Source organism: Demequina aurantiaca (genome assembly GCF_000975135.1).
Lineage (GTDB): Bacteria > Actinomycetota > Actinomycetes > Actinomycetales > Demequinaceae > Demequina > Demequina aurantiaca.
Genome location: NZ_BBRF01000001.1, coordinates 162,467 through 185,796 on the forward strand (window position 1 = coordinate 162,467; position 23,330 = coordinate 185,796).

Below are 23,330 nucleotides of genomic sequence, written 5' to 3' on the forward strand. Positions count from 1 at the left end.
CACCGCCGGCATCCACTCGAGTCCCGCTGAAAGGACAACCCTCATGCCTCTACCCATTGCTGCCATTTTCGACCTGGACGGCGTCATTGTTGATACGGCACCCCTGCACTTCGATGCCTGGCGCCACACCGCTACCGAGCTGGGCTTTGAACTTGACGCCGCGACGGGTGAGGGACTCAAAGGGGTCGGTCGCAGTGACGCACTAGACATCGTCTTGCGTTCTGGTGGAATTGACCCCTCCGAGGTCAATGCGAGCCAACTCGCGGATGAGAAGAACGCCCGCTATGTGAAGTCTCTCGAGTCGCTCTCCACCGCGGATCTTCTTCCCGGCGCGCTTCAACTGCTGACGGAGTTGCGTGAGGCGGGAATACCCGTCGCGCTTGCTAGCGCGAGTCGAAATGCCCTCACCATTCTCGAACGCCTCGGCATCGTTGCGCTCTTCGACGCCATCGTCGACGGCAACCAAATCTTGCGCACCAAGCCCGACCCCGAGGTGTTCCTGCTTGCCGCGGAACTACTGGGAGTTGAGGCCGCGCGGTGTGTCGTGTTCGAGGATGCCGACGCAGGCGTCGCTGCAGCACGCGCTGCGGGTATGAAGGTCGTCGGGATTGGCGTGCCCGGCACCCTACGTGAAGCCGATGCCGTGGTTGCCGACCTCGCTCACGTCGAGGAGGCGCCCACGGCACTCCTGCCCAACCTGAGGGCACTGCATGGCGTGGCCCTCGACCAGGCGCCGTACCACCTCGACGCCGAGGCCCAGACGTGGGTGCGCTCGACGCTCGCGTCCCTTGAAGGCGACCGCCGCATCGGTCAACTCTTCTGCCTGCTCGCTGACCCCGATACCGTCGACCAGGCTGATGCCGACTTCGCGGTGATTGAGCCCGGCGGCTACATGCGGCGACCCTCGATGTCTCACGACGTCGTGGCGTTTAACCAGTACCTTCAGTCCAAGGCGCAGGTTCCGCTCCTGATCGCAGCCAACCTCGAAGCCGGACCCAACGGCGTCGCTTTCGACCAGACTTCGATGGGCTCACCGCTGCAGGCCGCGGCGACCGGCGACTCTGAGAGCGCACGCCGCATCGGCGAGGTTTGCGCGGTTCAGGGTCGTGCCATGGGCGTCAACTGGGCCTTCTCCCCCATCGTGGATATTCAGCGCAATTGGCGCAACCCCATCGTTCTGACGCGCGGATTCGGGTCAGACGTGAGCACTGTTTCTGACATGGGCGAGGCGTTCGTCAAGGGGCTTCAAGAAAACGGAGTTGCGGCCTCGGTCAAGCACTGGCCTGGGGACGGCGTCGACGATCGCGATCAGCACCTCGTCACCACGGTCAACACCTTGTCGACCGACGAATGGGACGTATCGTTTGGCACTGTTTACCAGCGCATGATCGATGCCGACGCGTTGACCATCATGGCCGCCCACATCGCCCTGCCAAGCTATTCGAAGACTCTCCGACCCGACATTGCCGACGACGACATCCTGCCCGCCAGCCTCGCCCCGGAGATCACCACCGATTTGCTCCGCGACCGGCTTGGCTTTGCTGGCGTGGTCGTGACAGATGCCTCGCTCATGGCGGGCATGCAGATGTCCATGCCACGTGCGCAGGCCGTCCCTCAGTCAATCGCTGCCGGATGCGACATGTTCCTCTTCACTGAGGACTACGCCACTGACCTCGAACACCTGCGCGCCGGCATCTCGGCGGGCATCGTCTCAACTTCACGGATTAACGAGGCTGTGACGCGCGTACTCGCGCTCAAAGCCGCTCTGGGCCTACATCGCGCATCGTCCGTCGCGGACGTGGTACCCGACTCACTTGCTCAGGTCAACCGCGGTCAGCACGAGGGGTGGGCCGCCGAGCAGGCAGCGCGCTCCATCACTCTTGTGAAGAGCGAAGACGGTGTGCTGCCGCTCACCGCGAGCGAGCGCCCGCGGGTCCTTCTTTACTCACTGCGTGGCGGTCCGATGCCCTCAACGGGGCCCGCGGAGATATTCAGGGATGCTCTCAATGAGCGTGGGTTCGCGGCGACCTTGCATGTTGACCCGCCACGCGAGGAAACAATGTTCCGTCCCGTGGGCCAGGCAGGCGCAGTCACCGGTTCCGAACTTCTCGAGAACTACGACGCGGTGATCTATGTCGCCGACATCCAACCGTCCTCGAACTTCCACACGGCTCGGCCGGATTGGACCTTCTGGACTGCGGCGAACCTACCGCGGTACACGCATTCGATCCCCACCATGTTTGTGTCGCTCGGTAACCCCTTCCACCTTCAGGATGTGCCTCGTGTCAAGACGTATGTCAACGCATACGCCGCCAATGATGCGACCGTCGAGGCTGTCGTCAATTGCCTCACCGGCGCGACACCCTTCCTGGGAACCTCGCCCGTCGACCCGTTCTGTGACTATTGGGATGCGAGGCTGACCTAGGTCAGCTTTCTGGCGCGGCAAGCCCGCGTCACGCCCTCGTAGCTCAGCGGATAGAGCACCGGTTTCCGGTACCGAAGGTCGCAGGTTCGACTCCTGTCGAGGGCACCCCTAAATCGATGCGCCACGCGCTTTGGTCGAATCTCGCACCACAAGTTCAGGCTGAAATACAACCTGCTCGTTCTCACTCGCGTCACCGGCATTCGCGAGAAGTAATTCAACAGCCGTGGAACCGATGAGCTCGCGCGGCTGACGCACGGAGCTGACTGGGACGACTGCCGCTGCGGCGAAGCTGATGTCGTCGTACCCGACCAGCGCAACATCACCTGGAATCGTCAACGGCTCCGGACCACCGAGGAGTGCTTGTTGCACCCCGAGCGCCACCAGATCATTCGCAGCGAACACCGCATCAAAGCGACCGTCCCTCACACCTTTGCCGATCCGAGTGCCGGCCACCTGACCCGCCGCGAGAGTCAGGGCGCTCGTCTCGATGTATTCGACGCTTCCACGGCCAGCAGCCTCGACCGCATCGCACGCGCCACGGTATCGATCCGCCACCTGCCGGATTCTGAGCGGGCCGCCGACGAACGCAATCTTGGTGCGGCCGATGGCGAGCAGGTGCTCCGTCGCGATCCTGCCTCCCGCGACGTCGTCCACGGACACCGACGGGAAGTCGCTGTCCGTGGCTCCCCTGTCAACGAGCACCACGGGAATGCCCCGTGCGCGCAGACGATGCAGTCTCGGCAAGTCTTCACTCACAGGCGAGATCAACACTCCGGCCACGCGCTGCGTCTCAAACAGATCCAAGTAGCGGTCCTCGCGCTCGGACGACTCATCACTATTAGCGAGGAGCACGCTCAGTCCCACGTCCGCGGCAGCGCGTTCCGCACCCTTCGCGAGGTCGGTGAAGAATGGGTTTCCCACATCGAGAACGATCAAACCAAGTGACGTGCTCTGACCCGCGCGCAACTGGCGCGCCGCTGCGTTGGGGACGTAGCCAAGTTCGGCGATGGCGCGGTTCACGCGCTCGACGGTGGCAGCCTTGACGCGGTCTGGTCGGTTAAGCACGTTTGAGACGGTGCCCGAGGACACGCCGGCGCGCACCGCCACATCTTTGAGGCTGATTGTCACGTGATTCACGCTCCACTGTCTGGTGTTGCATCACACTCTAATAGATCCTTGCCATTTTGATGACGATTCATTCTTGCCGAGGCAAGCGTAGGGTGATGACCATGACGCGCATCTGCTTCCACCTCCAGGTCCGGCCCGAGTTGATCGACGAATACATCGAGATCCATCGCTCCGTGTGGCCCCAGATGCTGCGCGCGATCGAAGACTCCGGCCGCTCCAACTACTCTCTCTTCCTCCGGGACGACGGATTGTTGGTTGGCTACTACGAAACCGACGACGATGCCGAGTCCGCGCGTCGCCTCGCGGAGGACTCCCGCACCAAAGAGTGGGAAGAGCAGGCACAACGCTTCTTCGTTGCCCTCGAGGGGGGTCGCGCCGACCAGGGCGCCCCCGTGCTTCGCGAGGTGTTCAATCTCGAGGAGCAGATTGCGAGCCTAGACGCACGATAGCGCCTGCCCTTCGCCTCCACCTCAGCGCCGCAATTAAGTTGCGAGTGCAGCGATATTACGGAATCGTTACCGAGCTCGGCTTGACTCACCGCCGGTGTAGACCTATGGTTCTATCAAGTTGAAACGATTCATTTTGAGACTAAGGGACCGTCAATGTCGACAACCTCCGCGCCTGGCTCCGGCCAAGGCACCGCGCTACGCCTCGACGGCGTCGCCAAGTCCTTCGGGCCGGTCATCGCCCTCAAGTCCGCCTCGCTAGACATGCTGCCGGGCAGCATCCACGCTCTCATCGGCGAGAACGGCGCGGGCAAATCCACGCTTGTCAAGATCATTGCGGGTCTCTACCAGCGCGACAGCGGCGTTTTTGAGTACCAGGGGAACGTCGTCGACTTCTCCAACACTGCGCAGTCCAAAGACGCTGGTATCGCAGTGATCTACCAGGAACCCACCCTGTTCCCCGACCTGTCGGTCACCGAGAACATCTTTATGGGGCGCCAGCCCACAGGCTCGCTCGGACGCATCGACCGCAAAGCCATGCGGGCGACGGTGAGGGATTTGTTCTCTCAGCTCGGGGTCAACATCGACCCCGACCGCCCCACACGCGGTTTGTCGATCGCGGATCAGCAGATCATCGAAATTGCGAAGGCCATCTCGCTCGACGCTCGCGTACTCATCATGGACGAGCCCACCGCCGCACTGAGCGGCGTCGAGGTCGATCGTCTCTTTAAGGTGGCCCGGGGCCTGCGCGACGAGGGACGAGCACTGCTGTTCATCTCCCACCGCTTCGACGAGGTATTCGCGCTTTGCGACACCGTCACGGTTATGCGAGACGGAGAGTACGTCGCCACCTCTGCTATCGCCGAGACCACCGTAGAAGAGATGGTGCACCAGATGGTGGGTCGCGAGGTCGCCACTCTGTTCCCCAAGGAGCCCGCCGAGATAGGCGACGAAGTGCTCAAGGTGTCGAACCTGACGGAACCGGGGGTCTTTCACGACGTTTCGTTCTCGGTGCGCTCCGGAGAAATCGTTGCGCTGGCGGGCCTGGTGGGCGCCGGTCGCAGCGAGATCGCGCAGGCCATCTTTGGGGTCGATAACTACGAATCTGGCACGGTCACCATCAATGGCAAGTCGGTACGCAAGCACGACCCCGCGAGGGCCATGGACCTGGGCATCGCGCTGGTACCGGAGGATCGCCGCAAGCAGGGCGTAGTCCTCGACTCATCGGTAGCGCGGAACATCACACTCGCCATCCGCAAGACGCTGACCAAGGCCGGACTGCTGTGGCCCGCCGCAGAGAACCAAGCCGCGAGCCATTGGGCTGGGCGTCTCGAGGTTAAGACGAACGCCCTCGACACCACCGTCGGCACCCTGAGCGGCGGCAACCAACAGAAGGTAGTACTCGCCAAGTGGCTGGCCACCAACCCCAGCCTGCTGATTGTCGACGAACCCACCCGCGGCATTGACATCGGCACCAAGTCAGAAGTTCACCGCGACCTATCGCGACTAGCCGGACAGGGGCTCGCCATCATCATGATTTCCTCCGAACTGCCCGAGGTGCTCGGCATGGCTGACCGCGTCCTCGTAGTCCACGAGGGCCGAATTACGGCCGAGATCGATCGTGCTGATGCGACACCTGAGTCAGTCATGTTCGCCGCCACCCACTCGAAGGCGGTCGCGTGATGAGTATTTCCTCCACGTCAATTCTCGCCGAGTCAAACATCCTCGGGAAGCTTGGTCGCATCGGCAAGGCCCGCGAGCTCGGTATCTTCCTCGCCTTCGTCCTCGTGGTGGCAGTCACCACCATCCAGAACCCGAACTTCCTGTTCTCCTCGGATGGCTTCCGCGACCTGCTCGTCACCCCCTCCATTTTGATGATCGTGGCCGTCGGCCAGGCCATTGTGATCATCACCCGCAACGTCGACTTGTCGGTTGGCTCCGTGGTGGGCCTCAGTGCCTACCTCACCGGCCGCGTCTTCATTGACTACCCGCAGCTACCCTGGCCCACCGTGTTTGTCATCGGCCTCGTGTTCGGCGCACTGCTTGGCCTGATCAACGGTGCGCTAGTGGCGTTCGCCAAAGTCCCGTCACTCGTGATTACGTTGGGCACGCTCTACGCCTTCCGAGGCATCAACGTGTTGTGGACCGGTAGCGACCGCATCAACGCGTCCGACATGCCTGCGAGCTTCCTTGCGTTGGGCACCAGCTCGTGGTGGAAGATCCCCGTGATCACCATCATCGCTCTCGTCGTGCTGGCGATCGCAGGCTTCTACATGTACACCCAGCGTGGCGGTCGTGAGCTGTACGCCATCGGGTCAGACCCCGACGCCGCCAATCTGTACGGCCTCAAGGTCAAGAAGCGCATCCTCGCAGCCTTCATCATGTCCGGTGCCCTCGCTGGCCTGGCGGGAGTGCTGTACGCCGCGCGCTACGGAACCGTGAATTCGCAGGTGGGCTCGGGGCTCGAACTCGAGGCCGTAGGAGCCGCCGTGATCGGTGGCGTCGCGATCTTCGGGGGCTCGGGAAGTGTGTTTGGCGCTGCGATTGGCGCGTTTCTCCTGCTGACCATCAACCGCGCGCTCCCAGTCCTGGGCGTCCAGGACTTCTGGCAACGCGCCGTAGTAGGCGCTCTCATCATCGGTGCCATCGTGCTCGACAAACTCGCCGCGAACAGACAGGAACGAAAACTCGTGGAACTGCGAGATACCGAGGTTGAGCAGAAGGAGGCGCAAAATGTCTAACGCCACTATTGAAAAGACTGCGCCGCGCACGTACCACGACTATGCGCAACCACTCTGGCGCCGCGTGCTCCTCACCCGCGAGATGGCAGTTGTCGTCGCACTCATCGCGGTCTACATCGTCGCGGCCATCGCCGTGCCGAACTTCTCCGCACCCATCACCATCACCTATCTGTTGTTGGACGTCGCGGCAATCCTGTTCATCGCGCTTCCGATGACCATGATCATCATCACTGGTGAAATCGACCTGTCGGTGGCGAGCGTCGTGGGTCTGTCGAGCGTGATGTTCGGCATCACGTACCAGGCGGGAATTCCCATTCCCTTCTGCATCTTGATCAGTCTCGTCATCGGCGCCATCGCCGGCTTCATCAACGGCTTCCTGATCACCGTGGTGGGCCTGCCGTCACTGGCAGTCACCATCGGCACCTTGGCCCTGTTCCGTGGACTTGCCGTCGGGTTCCTCGGCACTACCGCAGTCACCGGTTTTCCCGACACCTGGTCGGACCTCGCAACTTCGACGATCCCCGGAACCCCCATCCCGTCGATCATGGTGATCTTCGTTGTGCTACTCATTCTCTTTGCCCTGCTTCTGCACGCCACCCCGTTCGGTCGCGGTGTTTTCGCTATCGGACAGTCGTCAGAGGCCGCACGGTTCTCCGGAGTTCGCGTCGAGCGCACCAAGATGAAGCTCTTCATCCTGAGCGGCATCCTCGCGGCGCTAGCCGGCGTCTACTACACGCTTCGCTACGGCAGTGCCCGCGGTGACAACGCCACCGGCATGGAGCTGGGAGTCATCGCAGCTGTACTTCTCGGCGGAGTGTCGATCTTTGGCGGCCGTGGCGCGCTCCATGGCGTGATTGCTGGCGTGCTGCTGATCGGCACCCTCGCCAGCGCACTTCGACTCGCCAACGTGACGTCTGACGTCATCAACATCATCACGGGAACGTTGCTCGTGTTCTCAGTGGTATCACCAAGTTTCTTCGCTTGGGCGCGCTCCAAATGGGCTCGCTCACGAGGGAAAAGGGGGTCCGGCTCTGCAACTCTGGCTGCCGACCCGCCCGCCATCACCCAACCCGATGACACCCCATCGAATAACAAGTAAGGGATCACAATGATGTTTTCTATGAAGTCCAAGAAGGGTGCCTTCGCCGCTCTCGCGGTCACGGCGGCCCTCGTCATGGCTGGCTGCTCTAGTAGCTCGGACGACACCACCGAGTCCCCTGACGCCGGCACCAGCCCGGCAGCGTCGAATAGCAGTGATGACGCGATGACCAGCGACGCCAACCTCGCGATTACGTTCCTCCCTAAGAACCTCGGCAATGCCTACTTCGACACCTCCGATGCCGGTGGCGAGGAAGCCATCAACGAGTTCGGCGGCACCTACGCCGAGGTCGGACCTGCAGAGGCATCGCCCGATGCTCAGGTCAGTTACATCAACACGCTCACCCAGCAGGGAGTTGGCGGTATCGCCGTTTCCGCGAACGACCCCGAGGCAATCTGCTCGGCTCTGAACGACGCGCGTGACGCGGGCGTCAAGGTCGTCACCTTCGACTCCGACACCAACCCCGACTGCCGCGACCTGTTCATCAACCAGGCCACCTCCGACGGCATCGCGCAGGTTCAGGTCGACATGATCGCCGAGCAGATTGGCGACGAGGGTCAAATTGCAATCCTGTCGGCCACTGCCAACGCGACCAACCAGAACGCTTGGATCGAGACCATGAAGACGATCCTCGCTGCTGACCACCCGAACATCGAGCTCGTCGACGTTGTCTACGGCGACGACGACGACCAGACCTCATTCGACAAGACTGCGGCTCTGCTCCAGACCTACCCGGAGCTCAAGGGCATCGTTTCGCCCACCACAGTCGGCATCACCGCGGCCGCTCGCTACCTCTCCACCTCTGAGGCAAAGGGCAAGGTCGCGATCACCGGTCTCGGCACGCCGAACCAGATGCGTTCGTACGTTGAGGACGGCACCTGCACCGCATTCGCGCTGTGGAACCCGGCTGACCTTGGCTACCTTGCCGCCTACGCCAACAAGGCGCTCATCGAAGGCACCATTACCGGTGCCGAGGGTGACTCCTTCGAGGCAGGCAAGCTCGGCTCATACACCGTTGACGCAGACGGAACCGTGCTGCTCGGCTCACCGTACGTATTCAACGCAGACAACATCGGCGACTTCGACTTCTAATCGTCGCCTCGCATGCCCGGCCGGGCCCTCCCCTGGTTGCCGGTCGGGCGTGCGCCCCTTGGGGCTCTCCACCACTCTTACTTCTTTAGACAGGAACTACCGTGACTAGCTTCGACTCGATCGCCGCCCGACTCGATGAGCAGGCCATCGAACTGCCCTCGTGGGCGTTTGGCAACTCCGGAACGCGCTTCAAGGTCTTTACCCAGCCTGGCGGCCCGCGCGACCCGTTCGAGAAGATCGCCGACGCCGCGCAGGTCCACAAGCACACTGGCCTGTCCCCCTCCGTCGCCTTGCACATCCCTTGGGACAAGGTCGACGACTACACCGCCTTGTCAGACCACGCACAGGGCCTCGGCGTCGCGCTGGGCACCATCAACTCGAACACCTTTCAGGACGACGACTACAAGCTAGGTTCGCTAACCCACTCCGACCCCGCGATCCGTCAGAAGGCAATCGACCACCACTTCGAGTGCATCGACGTCATGGACAAGACTGGCTCGCGAGACCTGAAGATTTGGCTCGCCGATGGCACCAACTACCCGGGCCAGGACGACATGCGCGGTCGCCAGGATCGCCTTGCCGACTCGCTGCAGCAGATCTATGCGCGCATCGGAGACGACCAGCGCCTGGTCCTCGAGTACAAGATCTTTGAGCCCGCGTTCTACCACATGGACGTACCCGACTGGGGAACCAGCCTGGTGCAGTGCCTCGCCCTGGGCGACCGCGCATCGGTCTGCCTCGATACCGGCCACCACGCCCCCAGCACCAACATCGAATTCATCGTGATGCAGCTGCTGCGCCTGGGCAAGCTGGGGTCGTTCGACTTCAACTCGCGCTTCTACGCTGACGACGACCTCATCGTGGGATCCGCGGACCCGTTCCAGTTGTTCCGGATCATCTTCGAGGTGATCCGCGGCGGCGGTTACGGCGCCGACGGCGACACCGCCTTCATGCTCGACCAGTGCCACAACATCGAGGACAAGATCCCCGGCCAAATCCGCAGCGTGCTCAATGTCCAAGAGATGACGGCGCGGGCGCTGCTCGTGGACCGCGAGGCGCTCGACGCGGCACAGCGCTCCGGCGACGTACTCGCCGCCAACTCGCTCATGATGGACGCCTTCTACACCGACGTTCGTGGCCCGCTTGCTGAATACCGCGAGTCCCGCGGTCTTCCTGGTGACCCGATGGCCGCTTACTTGGCGAGCGGCTATGGCCAGCAGATCGCCGAGGACCGCGTAGGCGGCGTCCAGGCCAGCTGGGGCGCATAAGCGCTCCTCCCACATTTCACTTCCCACTCACCACAAAGGAACTCCCGTGACTTCACCCACTGCAGCAGACCTCATCGCCCGCTCCAACCGCCTGGGCGCAGACCCCAAGAACACCAACTACGCGGGTGGCAACACCTCCGCGAAGGGCACCGAGACGGATCCCGTGACGGGCGAGCAGGTTGAACTCATGTGGGTCAAGGGCTCCGGTGGAGACCTTGGCACCCTGAAAGAGGCTGGCCTCGCGGTGCTGCGTCTGGACCGCCTGCGCGCCCTCGTCGACGTCTACCCCGGCGTGGACCGCGAGGACGAGATGGTCGCGGCATTCGACTACTGCGCTCACGGCAAGGGCGGTGCCGCACCGTCAATCGATACCGCTATGCATGGCCTCGTCGACGCCGCCCACGTTGATCACCTCCACCCCGACTCCGGCATCGCCATCGCGACCTCCGCTGACGGGGAAGCACTGACCGCGAAGATCTTTGGCGACGCCGTGGTGTGGGTGCCCTGGCGCCGCCCCGGCTTCCAACTGGGCCTCGACATCGCCGAGATCAAGGAAGCCAACCCGCACGCCATCGGCTGCATCCTCGGCGGGCACGGCATCACCGCGTGGGGCGACACGTCCGACGAGGCTGAGTCCAACTCGCTACGCATCATCGACACCGCTGCGGCGTACATCGCTGAGAACGGCAAGTCGGACCCCTTCGGCGAGGCACTGGACGGCTACGGCGCCCTCGACGCCGATGCTCGCACCGCCAAGGCTGCCGCGCTCGCCCCCACCATTCGCGGGCTCGCGTCTGTCGACCGTCCCATGGTCGGCAACTTCACGGACGCCCCCGAGGTCCTCGACTTCCTGGCATCGTCCGAACACCCACGCCTTGCGGCCCTTGGCACCAGCTGCCCCGACCACTTCCTGCGCACCAAGGTCAAGCCGATGGTGCTTGACTTGCCGTCCGACGCCTCGGTCGAGGACTCGATTGCTCGCCTCAAGGAGCTCCACACTGAGTACCGCGCGGACTACCAGGCCTATTACGACGCTCACGCAACGGAGAACTCCCCCGCCATCCGTGGAGCTGACCCGCTCATCGTCCTCGTTCCGGGCGTCGGTATGTTCAGTTTTGGCGCCAACAAGCAGACCGCCCGCGTGGCCGGCGAGTTCTACATCAACGCCATCAACGTGATGCGCGGCGCCGAGTCGCTGTCGACCTACTCCCCCATTGGCGACGACGAGAAGTTCAACATCGAGTACTGGGCGCTCGAAGAGGCCAAGCTCCAGCGCATGCCCAAGCCCAAGTCACACGCCACGCGAGTGGCGTTGGTGACCGGTGCAGCATCGGGAATCGGCAGGGCCATCGCCACCCGCCTAGCCGCCGAGGGCGCCTGCGTTGTCATCGCCGACCTTGATCTGGAGAAGGCCAAGGAAGCCGCAGCGGAGCTCGGCAACACCGACGTGGCGATCGGCGTCCAGATCAACGTCGCGGACGGCGAGGCCGTCACCCGCGCTATGAATGAGGCCATCCTCGCCTTCGGTGGCGTTGACCTGGTGGTCAACAACGCCGGACTGTCGCTCAGCAAGCCGCTGCTCGACACCACCGAGGCGGACTGGGACCTGCAGCACAATGTCATGGCCAAGGGCTCGTTCCTCGTCTCGCAGGCAGCTGCACGCGCCATGATCGACCAGGGCATGGGCGGCGACATCATCTACATCGCGTCCAAGAACGCCGTGTTCGCGGGACCCAACAACGTCGCCTACTCGGCGACCAAGGCCGACCAGGCCCACCAGGTTCGACTGCTTGCGGTCGAGCTCGGCGAGTTCGGCATCAAGGTCAATGGCATCAACCCCGATGGCGTGGTCCGCGGCTCAGGCATCTTCAGCTCGGGCTGGGGTGCGAACCGCGCCAAGACCTACGGCATCGAAGAGGAGAACCTGGGCGAGTTCTATGCGCAGCGCACCATCCTCAAGCGTGAGGTTCTGCCCGAGCACGTGGCCAACGCCGCGGCCGTCCTGACCGGTCCCGACATGTCACACACCACGGGTCTGCACATCCCCGTGGACGCCGGAGTCGCGGCGGCATTCCTGCGATGATCCACTCCGTCGCCGCCGTCGACCTGGGCGCCACCAGTGGGCGTGTCATGGTGGGCCACGTGGGCCCCAACGAGTTGCGGCTCGAGGCTGTCTCTCGATTCGCCAACGGCGGCACGATGCTGGCCGACGGTCTGCACTGGAACGTTTCCGGGCTGTTTGACCACGCCGTAGCGGGGCTTTCCGAGGCTGCGAAGCGCGTGCCGGGGATCGCCAGCATCGGCGTTGACTCGTGGGCGGTGGATTACGGGCTACTTAGTGGCGACCGCATGCTGTGTGAGCCGTTTCACTACCGCGACGAGCGCACGGCAGCGGGCGTTGAGTTCGTGCACTCCCGCGTGACCTCGGCGGATCTCTACGCACGAAACGGCTTGCAGTTCCTGCCGTTCAATACCGTGTATCAGCTCGCGGCAGAGTTGAGCGGATCCACTTTGGCCGAGGCAGATTCGATGCTGCTGGTGCCTGATCTGCTCAATTTCTGGTTGACGGGCAACAAGCGCGCCGAGCGCACCAACGCGTCCACCACCGGTCTCCTCCCCGTGGGTGGCAACGAGTGGGATCTGGATCTGATGCATCGCGTGGGTCTACCGCGCGAGATCCTTCCCACGCTGATCGACGCTGGTGACGAGGTGGGTCCACTACTTCCCCGCCTCGTCACCGCGACCGGTCTTCGCCCGTCGACCAAGGTGATCGCGGTGGGTTCGCACGACACGGCTTCGGCGGTCGTGGCGGCACCCATGCAGGGAGACGATGCCGCGTACATCTCGTGCGGCACGTGGGGCTTGGTGGGGCTCGAGTTGGATAGCCCCGTCGTCACCGATCGCGCGCGCGAGGCGAACTTCACCAACGAGCGCGGCGTCGACGGCACCACGCGGTTCCTCCACAACGTCATGGGGCTGTGGCTCCTCAGCGAAACCATGCGCGAATGGGAATCCGAGGGCAATACTCCCACGCTGACGACCGTGCTCGCGCAAGCGGCGGCCGTCAACGGTCCGGTACCTGTCTTTGACGCCAACGACCCTCGCTTCCTCGCGCCAGGTCCGATGACCCCGCGCATCGTTCAGTGGTGCGCGGAGAACTACGTGGCGCCACCGGCGTCCCAGCCTGAGTTCGTGCGCAGCATCATCGAAAGCCTGGCCGATGCGTTCGCACTCGCGATCGCGCAGGCCAGCGACCTTGCGGGCCGGACAGTGGGCACCGTCCACATCGTGGGTGGCGGATCGCTCAATGAACTGCTGTGCCAGCGCACCGCGGATCGCCTTGGACTGACGGTCGTCGCCGGCCCCGTCGAGGCCACGGCCATCGGCAACGTGCTGATTCAGGCGCGGGCGCTGGGTGCTGGCGATGGCACACTAGAAGGAATGCGCGACCTCGTGCGCAAGACCTTCGCAGTGAAGCAGTACAAGCCAATGGAGGCAACACGGTGAAGCAGGAACGACACCTTCCCAAGCCACGAGAGCTCGCGCAGTTGATGCGGTTTAAGTCGTTTGAGTTTGATGGGCGTGCGCGTCGTTTGGCCAAGGCTCACACGATTGCCGAGTTGCGGGCGATCGCGAAGCGACGCACCCCTCAGGGGGCGTTTGATTACACCGATGGTGCGGCCGAGGCGGAGTTGTCGTTGGCTCGTGCCCGTCAAGCGTTTCGAGACATCGAGTTCCATCCCGCGATTTTGCGGGACGTGTCCAACGTTGATACCTCGGTCGAGATCTTTGGTGGCCGCTCCGCTTTGCCCTTCGGTATCGCCCCGACTGGCTTTACCCGCATGATGCAGTCCGAGGGTGAACGCGCCGGTGCTTCCGCTGCCGGCGCTGCGGGCATCCCGTTCTCGCTCTCCACCGTGGGCACCACCTCCCCTGAAGGGGTAAGGGAAGCCAACCCGCAGGGACGCAACTGGTTCCAGTTGTATATGCAAAAGGACCGCGACAAGTCGATGTCGTTGGTGCAACGCGCCGCGGACTGCGGTTTCGACACGTTGCTCGTGACGGTGGATGTGCCGGTGGCTGGCGCCCGGTTGCGCGACAACCGCAATGGCTTCACCATTCCCCCACAACTGACCCCCTCCACGGTCCTCAACGCGATCCCCCGCCCTGAGTGGTGGATCAACTTCCTCACCACCGAACCCCTCACCTTCGCGTCCCTGAGTCAGTGGGATGGCACCATCGGTGAACTCCTCAACGAGCTGTTCGATCCGACCATCACGTTTGATGACCTCGCGTGGATCCGTGACCAATGGCCGGGCAAGGTGGCCGTTAAAGGCATCCAAACCGTGACCGACGCGAAAGCGGTCGCCGACATGGGAGTAGACGGCATCGTGCTGTCCAACCACGGCGGACGCCAACTCGACCGCGCCCCCATCCCCTTCCACCTCCTACCCGCCGTGCGCGCCGAGTTGGGAAACGACGTCGAGATCGTGCTGGACACCGGCATCATGTCCGGCGCCGACATCGTCGCCGCCCTCGCCATGGGCGCCGACTTCACCCTGATCGGCCGCGCCTACCTCTACGGACTCATGGCCGGCGGACGCGAAGGAGTCGACCGCACCATCGCCATCCTCACCTCAGAAATCACCCGCACCATGAAACTCCTGGGAGTCGCCTCCGTCGACGAGTTGAACCCAGGACACGTCACTCAGCTGCAGCGATTGTCACCCATCGCTCGTGAACAACGTCCGGCAGCGACCTCGCAGGCCACGACACCCGGCAGGACCGTTACGCAAAAGCGCAAGGCGGCATCAGCCGCAGTAGTCTCGAGCGTCGCGAATCCGCGGCGCTCAAAGCCGTAGGTCCGTGCCTCGCGCCCGTGGCGCCGCGTCGCTGAGGGAACGGCCTCACGGCCTGGCGCCGCAGCGCATGGACCGGGCTTACTCCTCGCTCGCCTGACGCAACGCAGCCAGCGCGCTGTCGACGGCGTCATACACACCCGTGGGCAAGAGAGCTCGTTCGGCCAGAAATGTTCCGCCACTCGTCCAGGTGGTCGCATCGACGAAGTCCTGCGCCGCACTGTCGCCGATGGCATCCTCGATAGAGCTGCGCACGGCGCGGTACGTGGGCTCATCACGGCGGATTTCGATCAGTGGCGTGCTGGTCGTGAACTCACGGTCGATGGAAGCTTGAGCGACGGCCGCCAAGGCCGTCGTCCACTCGTGCCGACCGGGCCCTACCTCTATCCCGTCATCCGAGCCCGGCAACCTGACGGTGGCGGAGGTCTGGAGTGGCACGTCAACCCAAACGCGGACCTCGTCTCCTCCCACTCGTTCCCATCCGGCGCGGTGAGTTCCATAGCCTGACTCGTAAGAAGCCTGAGCCCAGTCGATTCCCTCAACCACGAGGGGCGCGGTGATCATTCGACGGTAGCCAGGGGCGCCCGGGGCGAGTCCGGCCAGGCGGCGATGCATCCAGTCTGCAACGGCGCCTAGCGCATAGTGGTTGAAGGAGGTCATGTCGCCGGGATTCACGCTGCCATCGGGGAGCATCGAGTCCCACCGTTCCCAGATGGTCGTCGCTCCCATGGTGACTGGATAGAGCCAGGACGGACACTCGTCGTTGAGGAGAAGTCGTCCTGCGGTGGCTCCGTGCCCAGTGTCCGTCAGTGCGTCGGTGATGAGTGGCGTGCCCACGAACCCTGTGGCAATTCGGTAGCCAGACTCCTCCACGAGCTCCGCCAGACGAGTTCCCATGCGGCCACGGCGTGCGTCGTCGACAATGTTGAAGGCGATCGCGAGCGCGTAGGCCGTGGGAGTGTCTGACATGAGGCGTCCGGCGGGAGTCGCGTAGGCATCCAGCCACGCCGTTCGAACGCGCGTCGCCAAATCGTCGTAGCGCCTCGCGGACTCGTCGTCGCCGAGCACCTCAGCGGAACGAGCCACCGCGTACGCCGAACGGTAGAAGTGAGCCGTCGCGACCAGATCCTTGGACGTGCGCGCGGCAGCGGGTCGCTCCCGCGGCGCCATGGGGTCGAGCCAATCCGCAAATTGAAAGTCACCTTCCCACAGCAGGTTCTCGCCGGCTCGAGCCGCCACCCAGTCCACCCAGCTCCGCATGGAGGGGAACTGCTGGGAGAGAACCTTCTTGTTGCCGAATCGATCGTAAAGCGTCCATGGGATGAGCGTCGCGGCGTCGCCCCAGGCAGCAGTGCCAGTCTCGGCAGATGCCAAGACATCAGGCACTACGAACGGCACCGCACCATCGTCAGTCTGCTCGATCGCGAGGTCCTCAAGCCACGACGACAGAAACTCGTACGTGTCGAATAGGAAGCTTGCGGTGGGCGCGAACACCTGTGTGTCGCCCGTCCACCCCATGCGCTCATCACGCTGAGGGCAGTCGGTAGGAATCGACAGGAAGTTGCCTCGCATACTCCACACCACGTTCTGGTGCAGCTGGTTGAGGAGCGGGTGCGAACTGTCGAATGTGCCCGTGCGTCGCAGGTCCGAGCCCACGGCAATTGCGGTGATGGAGTCCGGCGCCAGTTCGCCCGGCCAACCGTCAACCTGCACGTACCTAAAGCCGTGGAACGTGAACTTTGGCTCCCACTGCTCCGCGGCTTCACCCTCAAGTGTGTAGATGTCGGTGGCCTTCGCTCTACGCAACGGTCGAATGCCGAGCTCGCCGTTTTCCATGACTTCAGCGTGTTGTAGCGTGATCGCGGTTCCGGCTGGACCACTTACCTTGAGCCTCACGTGGCCCACTAAGTTCTGACCAAAGTCGAGCACTGTGTGCCCATTCGGCGTCTGAAGAATCTCTAGAGGGGCTAGTTCCTGAACTGCCCGTACCGCCGGAGCCGTCCTCGGTACGGGAGCAATTTCCACGTCTGCGACTGCCACCGGCAGCCAGTCCGCTGCGCACCGCCGTGCGTCGTGCACTTCGCCGGCATACAACTCGGAAGTCACTATTGGGCCATCGCTCGCTGCCTCCCACGAGGCATCCGTGGCAATCTCGTCGACGCTGCCGTCCTCGTATTCCAACCTCAGTACTCCCGTGAATGAGGGTTGAGAACCGTAGACCTGGCGGACGAATCCGTTGAAGCCGTAGTGCTCGGTAAACCACGCGCCAGCGAGGTCTACGGTCAACTCGTGACCCCCGGTCCCGAGCAGCGCTGTAACGTCAGTAGTCACATATACGTCACGCCGCCCATATGTAGTCCAACCGGGCTTCATACGCTCGTCATCGACCGGTTTGCCGTCGACGTATGCCTGAAAGGCGCCATACGCACTGGCGGTCAAAACTGCCGACACGAGACCCTCGCGAACTCCAACCTGGCGCCTCAACGCGATGGGGCACTGCTCACGGTCCGGCTTTGGATGGGAGATGCGCGCGGCAGGCCAGCCATCACGCACGCCACACTGGAGCCTTTGGCGGTTGCTCCACTGAGACCATGACCCGTCTTTTCCTTGAATCCTGACCCGCAGCGTGCCGCGCTCGCCGCTGTGCAGTGGAGCGAAGGGCCACCGGACGGCAACAGTCATGTCACCATCAACCAGCACACTCTCCGATCGGGACTGGGACGCCCACTCAATCTCTGCGGCGTGCTGCCCCCACGTGGCATCGGCACACGAAACCGTCCACGTCAGGACTGGCGCAGCGACCATGACGATGCCCTGGCTAGTGGACTCGGCTGTCAAGCGTTCAATCGTGGCGATAGCCATCGTTTTCCCCTAGCGTCGCCGCATTGCGCGGTCGACAATTCCTCGTCGATTGCACCGTTACGCGTGGACGAATATCCCACAACGGTGTGATTGCACTTCCCCGGCGACAATCGTCACCACTCTTGAGCCATCGCACGGAAAATGCCGCTGGATGCGACATCAGCTAGGCCACCACCTAAGCATTGAAAGCCTCTTCCAAAAATTATAACGCTTCAATCGTGGCGAGTAAAGGCCACACCCCCTGTTTTTCCTGCACAAATCGGCCTCGGTCGTGATAGCAGCACCCAGATCTGCGACGTGTCTCGACGCTCGTTTTCTGCAACTCCCATCGGAGAACGAATGCGCGTATATTGAAACGTAGAAATCAGTTTGATAGTCGCAAAAGAGAGGCTCCACACATGTCCGCAGATCACCTGCCCACAGCAACCAGAAGCACCACGAGTGGCATCACGCCCGCCGAGGATTCGCGACCAAACGTGCTCTTTGTCATGACGGATCAACAACGCTTCGACACCATTGCAAGTCACGGCAATTCCGATATCTACACGCCGAACCTTGATCGCCTCGCCAAGCGTGGTGTGGCCTTCGACAACGCGTATGCCACGTGCCCCGTGTGCGTGCCCTCCCGGTACACCATCATGTCCGGGTCCGAGCCGACGAGGACCAACATCTACGACAACGAGCTACCCGAGGGCTCGCACGAGACAATTGTGGAGAAGTGCGGCGGCTACTTACCTGCGGAGATGAGTCGACGAGGCTACCGAACCTGGGGCGTGGGCAAGTTTCACACCATCCCGTGGAACGCGGAACTCGGCTTCGAGTTGCAACTACGCAGCGAGGAGCTCTATGAGACTCCCGAGGCGCGGCTGGGCGACGCTTTCGCCGCCTGGATCGCGGCTGAACACCCTGCGTTCAACTGGATCGAAGCACTCATGGGTGAGCGCACAGACATGTACTACATGCCACAGATGAGTGCGTTGCCTGCGGCCCTAACCGTCGAGTCGTGGGCAACCGACAGAGCCCTCGAGCAACTCGCGGTGGAAGACACTCGACCCTGGTTTGGCTTTGTCTCATATATCGGCCCCCACCCGCCGTTTGCCCCTCCGCTGCCGTACAACCGCATGTACGACCCCGACCGGATGCCATCTCCGGTCAGCGGGGATCTCGCGGTGGATCACCTCGACCAGCAGATTCCGTGGATGAATCACGCTGTCTATGCCGAGCGTGTGGACGACAATCGCGCCCGTACGCTGAAGGCCCGCTACTACGGGGAAATCACATACATCGACAGCTGCATTGGGCGCATCCTCGATGGATTGGAAGCGAGTGGCCAGGCAGAGAACACGCTCATCTGCTTCTACGCTGACCACGGAGACCTCCTGGGCGACCACTCCGGCTGGCAGAAGGAGAGCTTTTTCGAGGCATCGGCCCGGGTACCGTTCCTGGTCAGCTGGCCGGCACGCATCGCCCCGTCCTCGGCTAATCACTCCCTCGTGTGCCTGACCGATCTGTTTGGCATTGCGACGTCCGCCGCCGGGGATCCCGACTTTCGCCAAGGCTTCGACGTCCTGGGAATCGTTGACGGATCTGCCGCCCCTCGCGATGCACTTCTCGGCTTCCATGGCACGCCCGGCACCGAGCGGTTCAAGGCGATGGTCAGGCGCGGCCCCAAGAAGCTCATCTGGATGGCCAACGGCGGCAAGACCCTCCTCTTCGACGTGGAGAGCGACCCATACGAACTTCAGCCCATCCGAGATCGCGAGGACATCGTCGCTGATCTGACCGAGATTCTTGCCGATGAACTACGTCGCGAAGGGGTCTCGGCAGCCTTCAGCGGCGACGCCCTTCTGGCGTTCCCCTACACGGAACGCGAATTGCTGCGCTTTCCCCAGTTCGATCGCGCACGCGGTGTGGAGGGGTTCCCGACTGCACCGGCCGACGTGCATTTTGAACCCGCGCCTTACGCCGATCACGAGGCATAGTCTCCGACCCAATCGCGAGCCTGACCAGCACACCGCCCAATGACGGCCCTTCGAAATGAGGGGCCGTCATTACGTTGAGAACACGCAAAAAGGGCGGGACTCCTCAGAAGGAAGTCCCGCCCTGCACTCTGCGGCCTAGCGCAGCAACCCCAGGGGATCAAAGGGCTGCTGCGCCACGCCATTCACCCCTGTTACTGGTTGGCGGCGAGGGCAGTCTCGTACGCCGAGTCCATCTGAGCCGTAGCTTCCTCAGGAGTCAGCGATCCGTTGAGAAGACCGGTCGCCGAGTCGAAGTGTGCCTGCTGAACGGAAGCGTCCGGCCACTGCTGCTCGGGGAAGGACGTCACCTTGCCAGCCTCAAGGAAGCCATCGAACGTCGCGAGTGCGGCCGGGGTCGGCGAGTTGGACGGGAACACCGGAAGCGCACTGAGTGCATCGGCATAGGCGGTAATGCCTTCAGGGCTCACCAAGTAATTGATGAACTTGATGCCCTCCGCCGTGTGGTCGGAGCTCGCATTGACTGCGTAGGTGCTACCCGATGCGCCGGGCATGTACGTGTCGGCCGGGTCGTCGGTCGCGGGGAGCGCCTCCATCTTGAAGGTGGTGCCCTCCGGTGCCATCTGCTCGAGTGCGGCAACGTGAGCGTTGACGGACACAATGGCAAGTGCGTCGCCATTCGCAACCAACTTCGCCGCCTCGTCAAACGTGGTGCCGACGGGCTTGTCCTGGAAGCACCCCTCGTCGACCATTTCCTGGTATTCGGTGAAGGTTTCAACCCAACCAGAATCAGAGAATGTCACCTCACCAGCCGCCTGCTGTGCGGCGAAGTCCGGGTTGGGGCCGTAGGTCAACGTCGCGTTGAGCGTGTGAGGAATTAGCTGCGTGGTCCACGCGTCAGCGGCGCCGATAGCGAAGGCCGTCTTGCCCGCCGCCTTGGCGTCCTTGCACAACTGGATGACGCCGCTCCACGTGTCGGGCGCGGTGAGGCCGGTTTCCCCAAGTGCGTTCTCGTTGAAGATTGGGCCGATGGCCGTCAATGTGACGGGTGCGACCACAGTCTTGCCGTCGGCCTGCGTCACGGCCTGAAGGCCCTCGGGGATCTGTGACGCGAAGTCCTGATCTGAGAGGTCGACGAGATACCCCGCGCCACCAAGCTTGCCCGCGGACATAGCGCTTCCGGAACCAGGGAAAACAGCAAGCAAGTCGGGGCCGGTGCCGCTCGACAACTGCGTCGTGAGCGTGGTGTTGTACGCGTCGACACCCAGCGAGGTAGGCGTCACGGTGATGCCGGGGTTCGCTGCCTCGAAGCCAGCAACAACGGCGGCGATGCCGGCATCATCGGCGTCAACATGCGAGAACTGCAGCTCCACATTGGCTTCGGCCGGGGCATCCGAGTCGTTGCCCGCGTCGCCGTCCGAAGCACTGCTTGAGCACGCGGTGAGGGCAAGAATCATCACGGCCGATGCGGCGACGATGCCGCCAGTCTGTCGAGAGTTTTTCATGGTCTCTTTCCTATTCTGTGTTGGTGTGTAAAACGTGTGTTGGATAAGAAGCGGATTGCGTTGAACTACCCCTTGAGCCCTCCAGAGAAGCCCTTGATGACGGTCTTCTGCATGAGGAAGTAGAGGATCAGGATGGGAAGGATGGTGATGATCAGCCCAGCGAAGACGACGTTCCATTCGGAGACGTACTGTCCGACGAATTGGAAGAGCGCGACTGGAATGGTTTCCTGGTTAGACCCATAGAGGTAGAGCAGCGGCGTCAGGAAGTCGTTCCATACCGTGACGACATTCAGGATGATGACGGTGCCGGTCACCGGACGCAGCATCGGGAAGAGTACGCGCACGAAGGTGCCGAGCTGATTTGCGCCGTCGATAGATGCCGCTTCCTCGTACACCACCGGAATCTCTCGTAGGAAGCCCGTGTACAGGATTACCGAGAATGGCATTTGCGTTCCGACATAGAACAGCACCAGAGACCAAGGGGTCCCGAGCAGAGACAGGTCACGCATGGTCTGGTATAAGGGCAGCATCGCGAGTTGGAAGGGCAGGATCAGACCACCCGCGATAAGGATGTACGTCAGGCGTGACCAGGCTCGCGTGACGCGAGCCAGCGGATAGGACGCCAGCGCGGACAGGATGACGATGAGCGTCACGCTGATGACGGTGACAATCACACTGTTGAGAATTGCCGAGCCCAACTCGCCACGCACCCATGCGTCTGGAAAGTTGGCCAACGTAGGCGGGCTCGGCAGCGCTAGCGGGCCACCCGGGTCATTCGGCTTCTTGAGTGCCGTCGTCACCAAGATGTAGAACGGCATGCAGAACACGAGCGTGCCGAGAATCATCCCGCTTTCCAGGATGGCAGTGCGCCAGGTGTACTTGGTCATCGTGACTCCCTCGTCGACCATGAGACTGCGCGGTTCTGGAGAATCGCGAAGACAAGGACTACTAGCGTGAGTACGACCGCGATCGCCAGGCCGTAAGACATCTGGCCGTACTGGAAGGCAACCCGATACAGCAGGGTCGACATCGTTTCCGTGGCCCCATTGGGGCCGCCACCGGTCATCACCCAGACCTGATCGAACTGCTTCAAGCTGCCGACGATGGCGAGCATGATGGTGATGGCGAAGGCGGGGGCCAGGTGTGGACGAGTGATGCTCCAGAACCGGCGAATCGGACCCGCGCCGTCCATGGCTGCCGCCTCGAGTTGTTCCGTGGGCACCCCTTGCAGGTTCGCGAGGAAAATCACCATCGCAATACCCGTGTACTGCCAGACAATCACCATACAAACCATCCACAGCGCGAGATCCGAGTCGCCTAACCACTCCTGAGTCCAGGACTCCAGACCAACGTTTTCGAGAATGCTATTGAGCGCACCGTTCGAGCCAAGGATGTTCTTAAACAGGAATCCCGTGGCCACGGGGGTGATCACCACGGGAGCGAACATGATGACGCGGATGACGTTCCGGGACTTGATCAATGAGTTCGCGCCCAGCGCGAAGAGCAAACCCAAGGTGGTCTGCACCACGGTCACAACTGCGGCGATGAGAATTGTGTTGCCGAGCGCCTGCCACATGCGGGGGTCGTCCATGGCGCGCGAGAAGTTGTCGAGTCCGACAAACTCCACTACGGGCTGGATGCCGTTCCAGTTGGTGAACGAAAGCGCCGCGCCTCGCAAGCTGGGCCATACAACCACGAACAGGTAGACGGCCAACGCGGGAAGAACGAAGATCCAGCTACCGCGACGGCGGCTCAGGGCCGATCCCCTACTCCCAGCTAATCTGGCGCGCTTGCGCCGGTCGCGCCGCGAAAGGGCTGGCGCTTCCTGGGGCGATTCGAGCGGTGTTTCGGTAAGCACGAGTCTCCTCCTGTCGTTTTCTCTACGGCAGTAGCGCTCGGCATTGCGAGCGACACTGCTCTCGGAGC

16 protein-coding genes and 1 tRNA gene are annotated in these 23,330 nt (G+C 62.8%); 12 read left to right on the plus strand and 5 right to left on the minus strand.

The window, feature by feature from the left end; translation table 11 throughout:
- Positions 1–43 precede the first annotated feature (43 nt).
- The gene (pgmB, locus tag AOP73_RS00715) at positions 44–2,425 is read left to right on the plus strand and encodes a beta-phosphoglucomutase (protein WP_061962747.1); all 2,382 of its coding nucleotides are present in this window, start codon (positions 44–46) and stop codon (positions 2,423–2,425) included.
- 32 nt (positions 2,426–2,457) lie between these two features.
- Positions 2,458–2,530, plus strand: a tRNA-Arg gene (locus AOP73_RS00720).
- 3 nt (positions 2,531–2,533) lie between these two features.
- Here the strand turns inward: AOP73_RS00720 and AOP73_RS00725 are convergent.
- Complete coding sequence (locus AOP73_RS00725; RefSeq protein ID WP_369345507.1) at positions 2,534–3,562, minus strand: LacI family DNA-binding transcriptional regulator; 1,029 nt, start codon at positions 3,560–3,562, stop codon at positions 2,534–2,536.
- A 92-nt stretch (positions 3,563–3,654) separates the two neighbouring features.
- On the opposite strand from AOP73_RS00725, the gene AOP73_RS00730 reads away from it, so the two are divergent.
- The 9 genes from AOP73_RS00730 (at position 3,655) to AOP73_RS00770 (ending at position 15,061) form a co-directional block, all read left to right on the plus strand.
- Positions 3,655–4,002, plus strand: coding sequence for an L-rhamnose mutarotase (locus AOP73_RS00730; protein ID WP_061964710.1), 348 nt, complete (start codon positions 3,655–3,657; stop codon positions 4,000–4,002).
- 153 nt (positions 4,003–4,155) lie between these two features.
- Positions 4,156–5,682 carry a sugar ABC transporter ATP-binding protein gene (locus tag AOP73_RS00735; RefSeq protein ID WP_061962748.1) on the plus strand — a complete coding sequence of 509 codons (1,527 nt, stop codon included), beginning with the start codon at positions 4,156–4,158 and terminating at the stop codon, positions 5,680–5,682.
- Positions 5,682–6,740 (plus strand): ABC transporter permease, encoded by a 1,059-nt coding sequence (locus tag AOP73_RS00740; protein ID WP_061962749.1) that lies wholly within the window; start codon positions 5,682–5,684, stop codon positions 6,738–6,740. Before AOP73_RS00735 ends, AOP73_RS00740 begins: the two co-directional genes overlap by 1 nt.
- Entirely contained in the window at positions 6,733–7,839 is a 1,107-nt protein-coding gene (locus AOP73_RS00745) for an ABC transporter permease (protein WP_061962750.1), read from the plus strand. Before AOP73_RS00740 ends, AOP73_RS00745 begins: the two co-directional genes overlap by 8 nt.
- Before the next feature lie 9 nt (positions 7,840–7,848).
- Complete coding sequence (gene rhaS / locus AOP73_RS00750) at positions 7,849–8,931, plus strand: rhamnose ABC transporter substrate-binding protein (protein ID WP_061962751.1); 1,083 nt, start codon at positions 7,849–7,851, stop codon at positions 8,929–8,931.
- Between the two features lie 101 nt (positions 8,932–9,032).
- The gene (gene rhaI, locus AOP73_RS00755) at positions 9,033–10,199 is read left to right on the plus strand and encodes an L-rhamnose isomerase (protein ID WP_061962752.1); all 1,167 of its coding nucleotides are present in this window, start codon (positions 9,033–9,035) and stop codon (positions 10,197–10,199) included.
- 46 nt (positions 10,200–10,245) lie between these two features.
- On the plus strand, positions 10,246–12,282 hold the full coding sequence (locus AOP73_RS00760) for a bifunctional rhamnulose-1-phosphate aldolase/short-chain dehydrogenase (protein ID WP_061962753.1): 2,037 nt from the start codon (positions 10,246–10,248) through the stop codon (positions 12,280–12,282).
- The gene (locus tag AOP73_RS00765) at positions 12,279–13,706 is read left to right on the plus strand and encodes a rhamnulokinase (protein WP_061962754.1); all 1,428 of its coding nucleotides are present in this window, start codon (positions 12,279–12,281) and stop codon (positions 13,704–13,706) included. Before AOP73_RS00760 ends, AOP73_RS00765 begins: the two co-directional genes overlap by 4 nt.
- 44 nt (positions 13,707–13,750) lie before the next feature.
- Complete coding sequence (locus tag AOP73_RS00770; protein ID WP_084626691.1) at positions 13,751–15,061, plus strand: alpha-hydroxy acid oxidase; 1,311 nt, start codon at positions 13,751–13,753, stop codon at positions 15,059–15,061.
- 78 nt (positions 15,062–15,139) lie between these two features.
- On the opposite strand, the gene AOP73_RS00775 is transcribed toward AOP73_RS00770, so the two are convergent.
- On the minus strand, positions 15,140–17,920 hold the full coding sequence (locus tag AOP73_RS00775; RefSeq protein ID WP_061962755.1) for an alpha-L-rhamnosidase: 2,781 nt from the start codon (positions 17,918–17,920) through the stop codon (positions 15,140–15,142).
- 398 nt (positions 17,921–18,318) lie between these two features.
- Between AOP73_RS00775 and AOP73_RS00780 the strand changes: the two genes are divergently transcribed.
- Complete coding sequence (locus AOP73_RS00780; RefSeq protein WP_061962756.1) at positions 18,319–19,902, plus strand: sulfatase family protein; 1,584 nt, start codon at positions 18,319–18,321, stop codon at positions 19,900–19,902.
- A 191-nt stretch (positions 19,903–20,093) separates the two neighbouring features.
- Here AOP73_RS00780 and AOP73_RS00785 read toward each other — a convergent pair whose 3' ends face one another.
- The 3 genes from AOP73_RS00785 to AOP73_RS00795 form a co-directional block, all read right to left on the minus strand.
- Complete coding sequence (locus AOP73_RS00785) at positions 20,094–21,404, minus strand: ABC transporter substrate-binding protein (RefSeq protein WP_061962757.1); 1,311 nt, start codon at positions 21,402–21,404, stop codon at positions 20,094–20,096.
- A 65-nt stretch (positions 21,405–21,469) separates the two neighbouring features.
- Positions 21,470–22,291: a carbohydrate ABC transporter permease gene (locus tag AOP73_RS00790; RefSeq protein ID WP_061962758.1), complete on the minus strand. Its 822-nt coding sequence runs from the start codon at positions 22,289–22,291 to the stop codon at positions 21,470–21,472.
- Positions 22,288–23,262: a carbohydrate ABC transporter permease gene (locus AOP73_RS00795; RefSeq protein WP_084626458.1), complete on the minus strand. Its 975-nt coding sequence runs from the start codon at positions 23,260–23,262 to the stop codon at positions 22,288–22,290. Before AOP73_RS00795 ends, AOP73_RS00790 begins: the two co-directional genes overlap by 4 nt.
- Positions 23,263–23,330 lie beyond the last annotated feature (68 nt).

Coding starts and splice junctions, on each gene's coding strand:
- pgmB (WP_061962747.1), top strand. CDS start 44: ATGCCTCTACCCATTGCTGCCATTTTCGACCTGGACGGCGTCATTGTT.
- AOP73_RS00730 (WP_061964710.1), top strand. CDS start 3,655: ATGACGCGCATCTGCTTCCACCTCCAGGTCCGGCCCGAGTTGATCGAC.
- AOP73_RS00735 (WP_061962748.1), top strand. CDS start 4,156: ATGTCGACAACCTCCGCGCCTGGCTCCGGCCAAGGCACCGCGCTACGC.
- AOP73_RS00740 (WP_061962749.1), top strand. CDS start 5,682: ATGAGTATTTCCTCCACGTCAATTCTCGCCGAGTCAAACATCCTCGGG.
- AOP73_RS00745 (WP_061962750.1), top strand. CDS start 6,733: ATGTCTAACGCCACTATTGAAAAGACTGCGCCGCGCACGTACCACGAC.
- rhaS (WP_061962751.1), top strand. CDS start 7,849: ATGATGTTTTCTATGAAGTCCAAGAAGGGTGCCTTCGCCGCTCTCGCG.
- AOP73_RS00765 (WP_061962754.1), top strand. CDS start 12,279: ATGATCCACTCCGTCGCCGCCGTCGACCTGGGCGCCACCAGTGGGCGT.
- AOP73_RS00770 (WP_084626691.1), top strand. CDS start 13,751: ATGCGGTTTAAGTCGTTTGAGTTTGATGGGCGTGCGCGTCGTTTGGCC.
- AOP73_RS00775 (WP_061962755.1), bottom strand. CDS start 17,920: ATGGCTATCGCCACGATTGAACGCTTGACAGCCGAGTCCACTAGCCAG.
- AOP73_RS00780 (WP_061962756.1), top strand. CDS start 18,319: ATGTCCGCAGATCACCTGCCCACAGCAACCAGAAGCACCACGAGTGGC.
- AOP73_RS00785 (WP_061962757.1), bottom strand. CDS start 21,404: ATGAAAAACTCTCGACAGACTGGCGGCATCGTCGCCGCATCGGCCGTG.
- AOP73_RS00790 (WP_061962758.1), bottom strand. CDS start 22,291: ATGACCAAGTACACCTGGCGCACTGCCATCCTGGAAAGCGGGATGATT.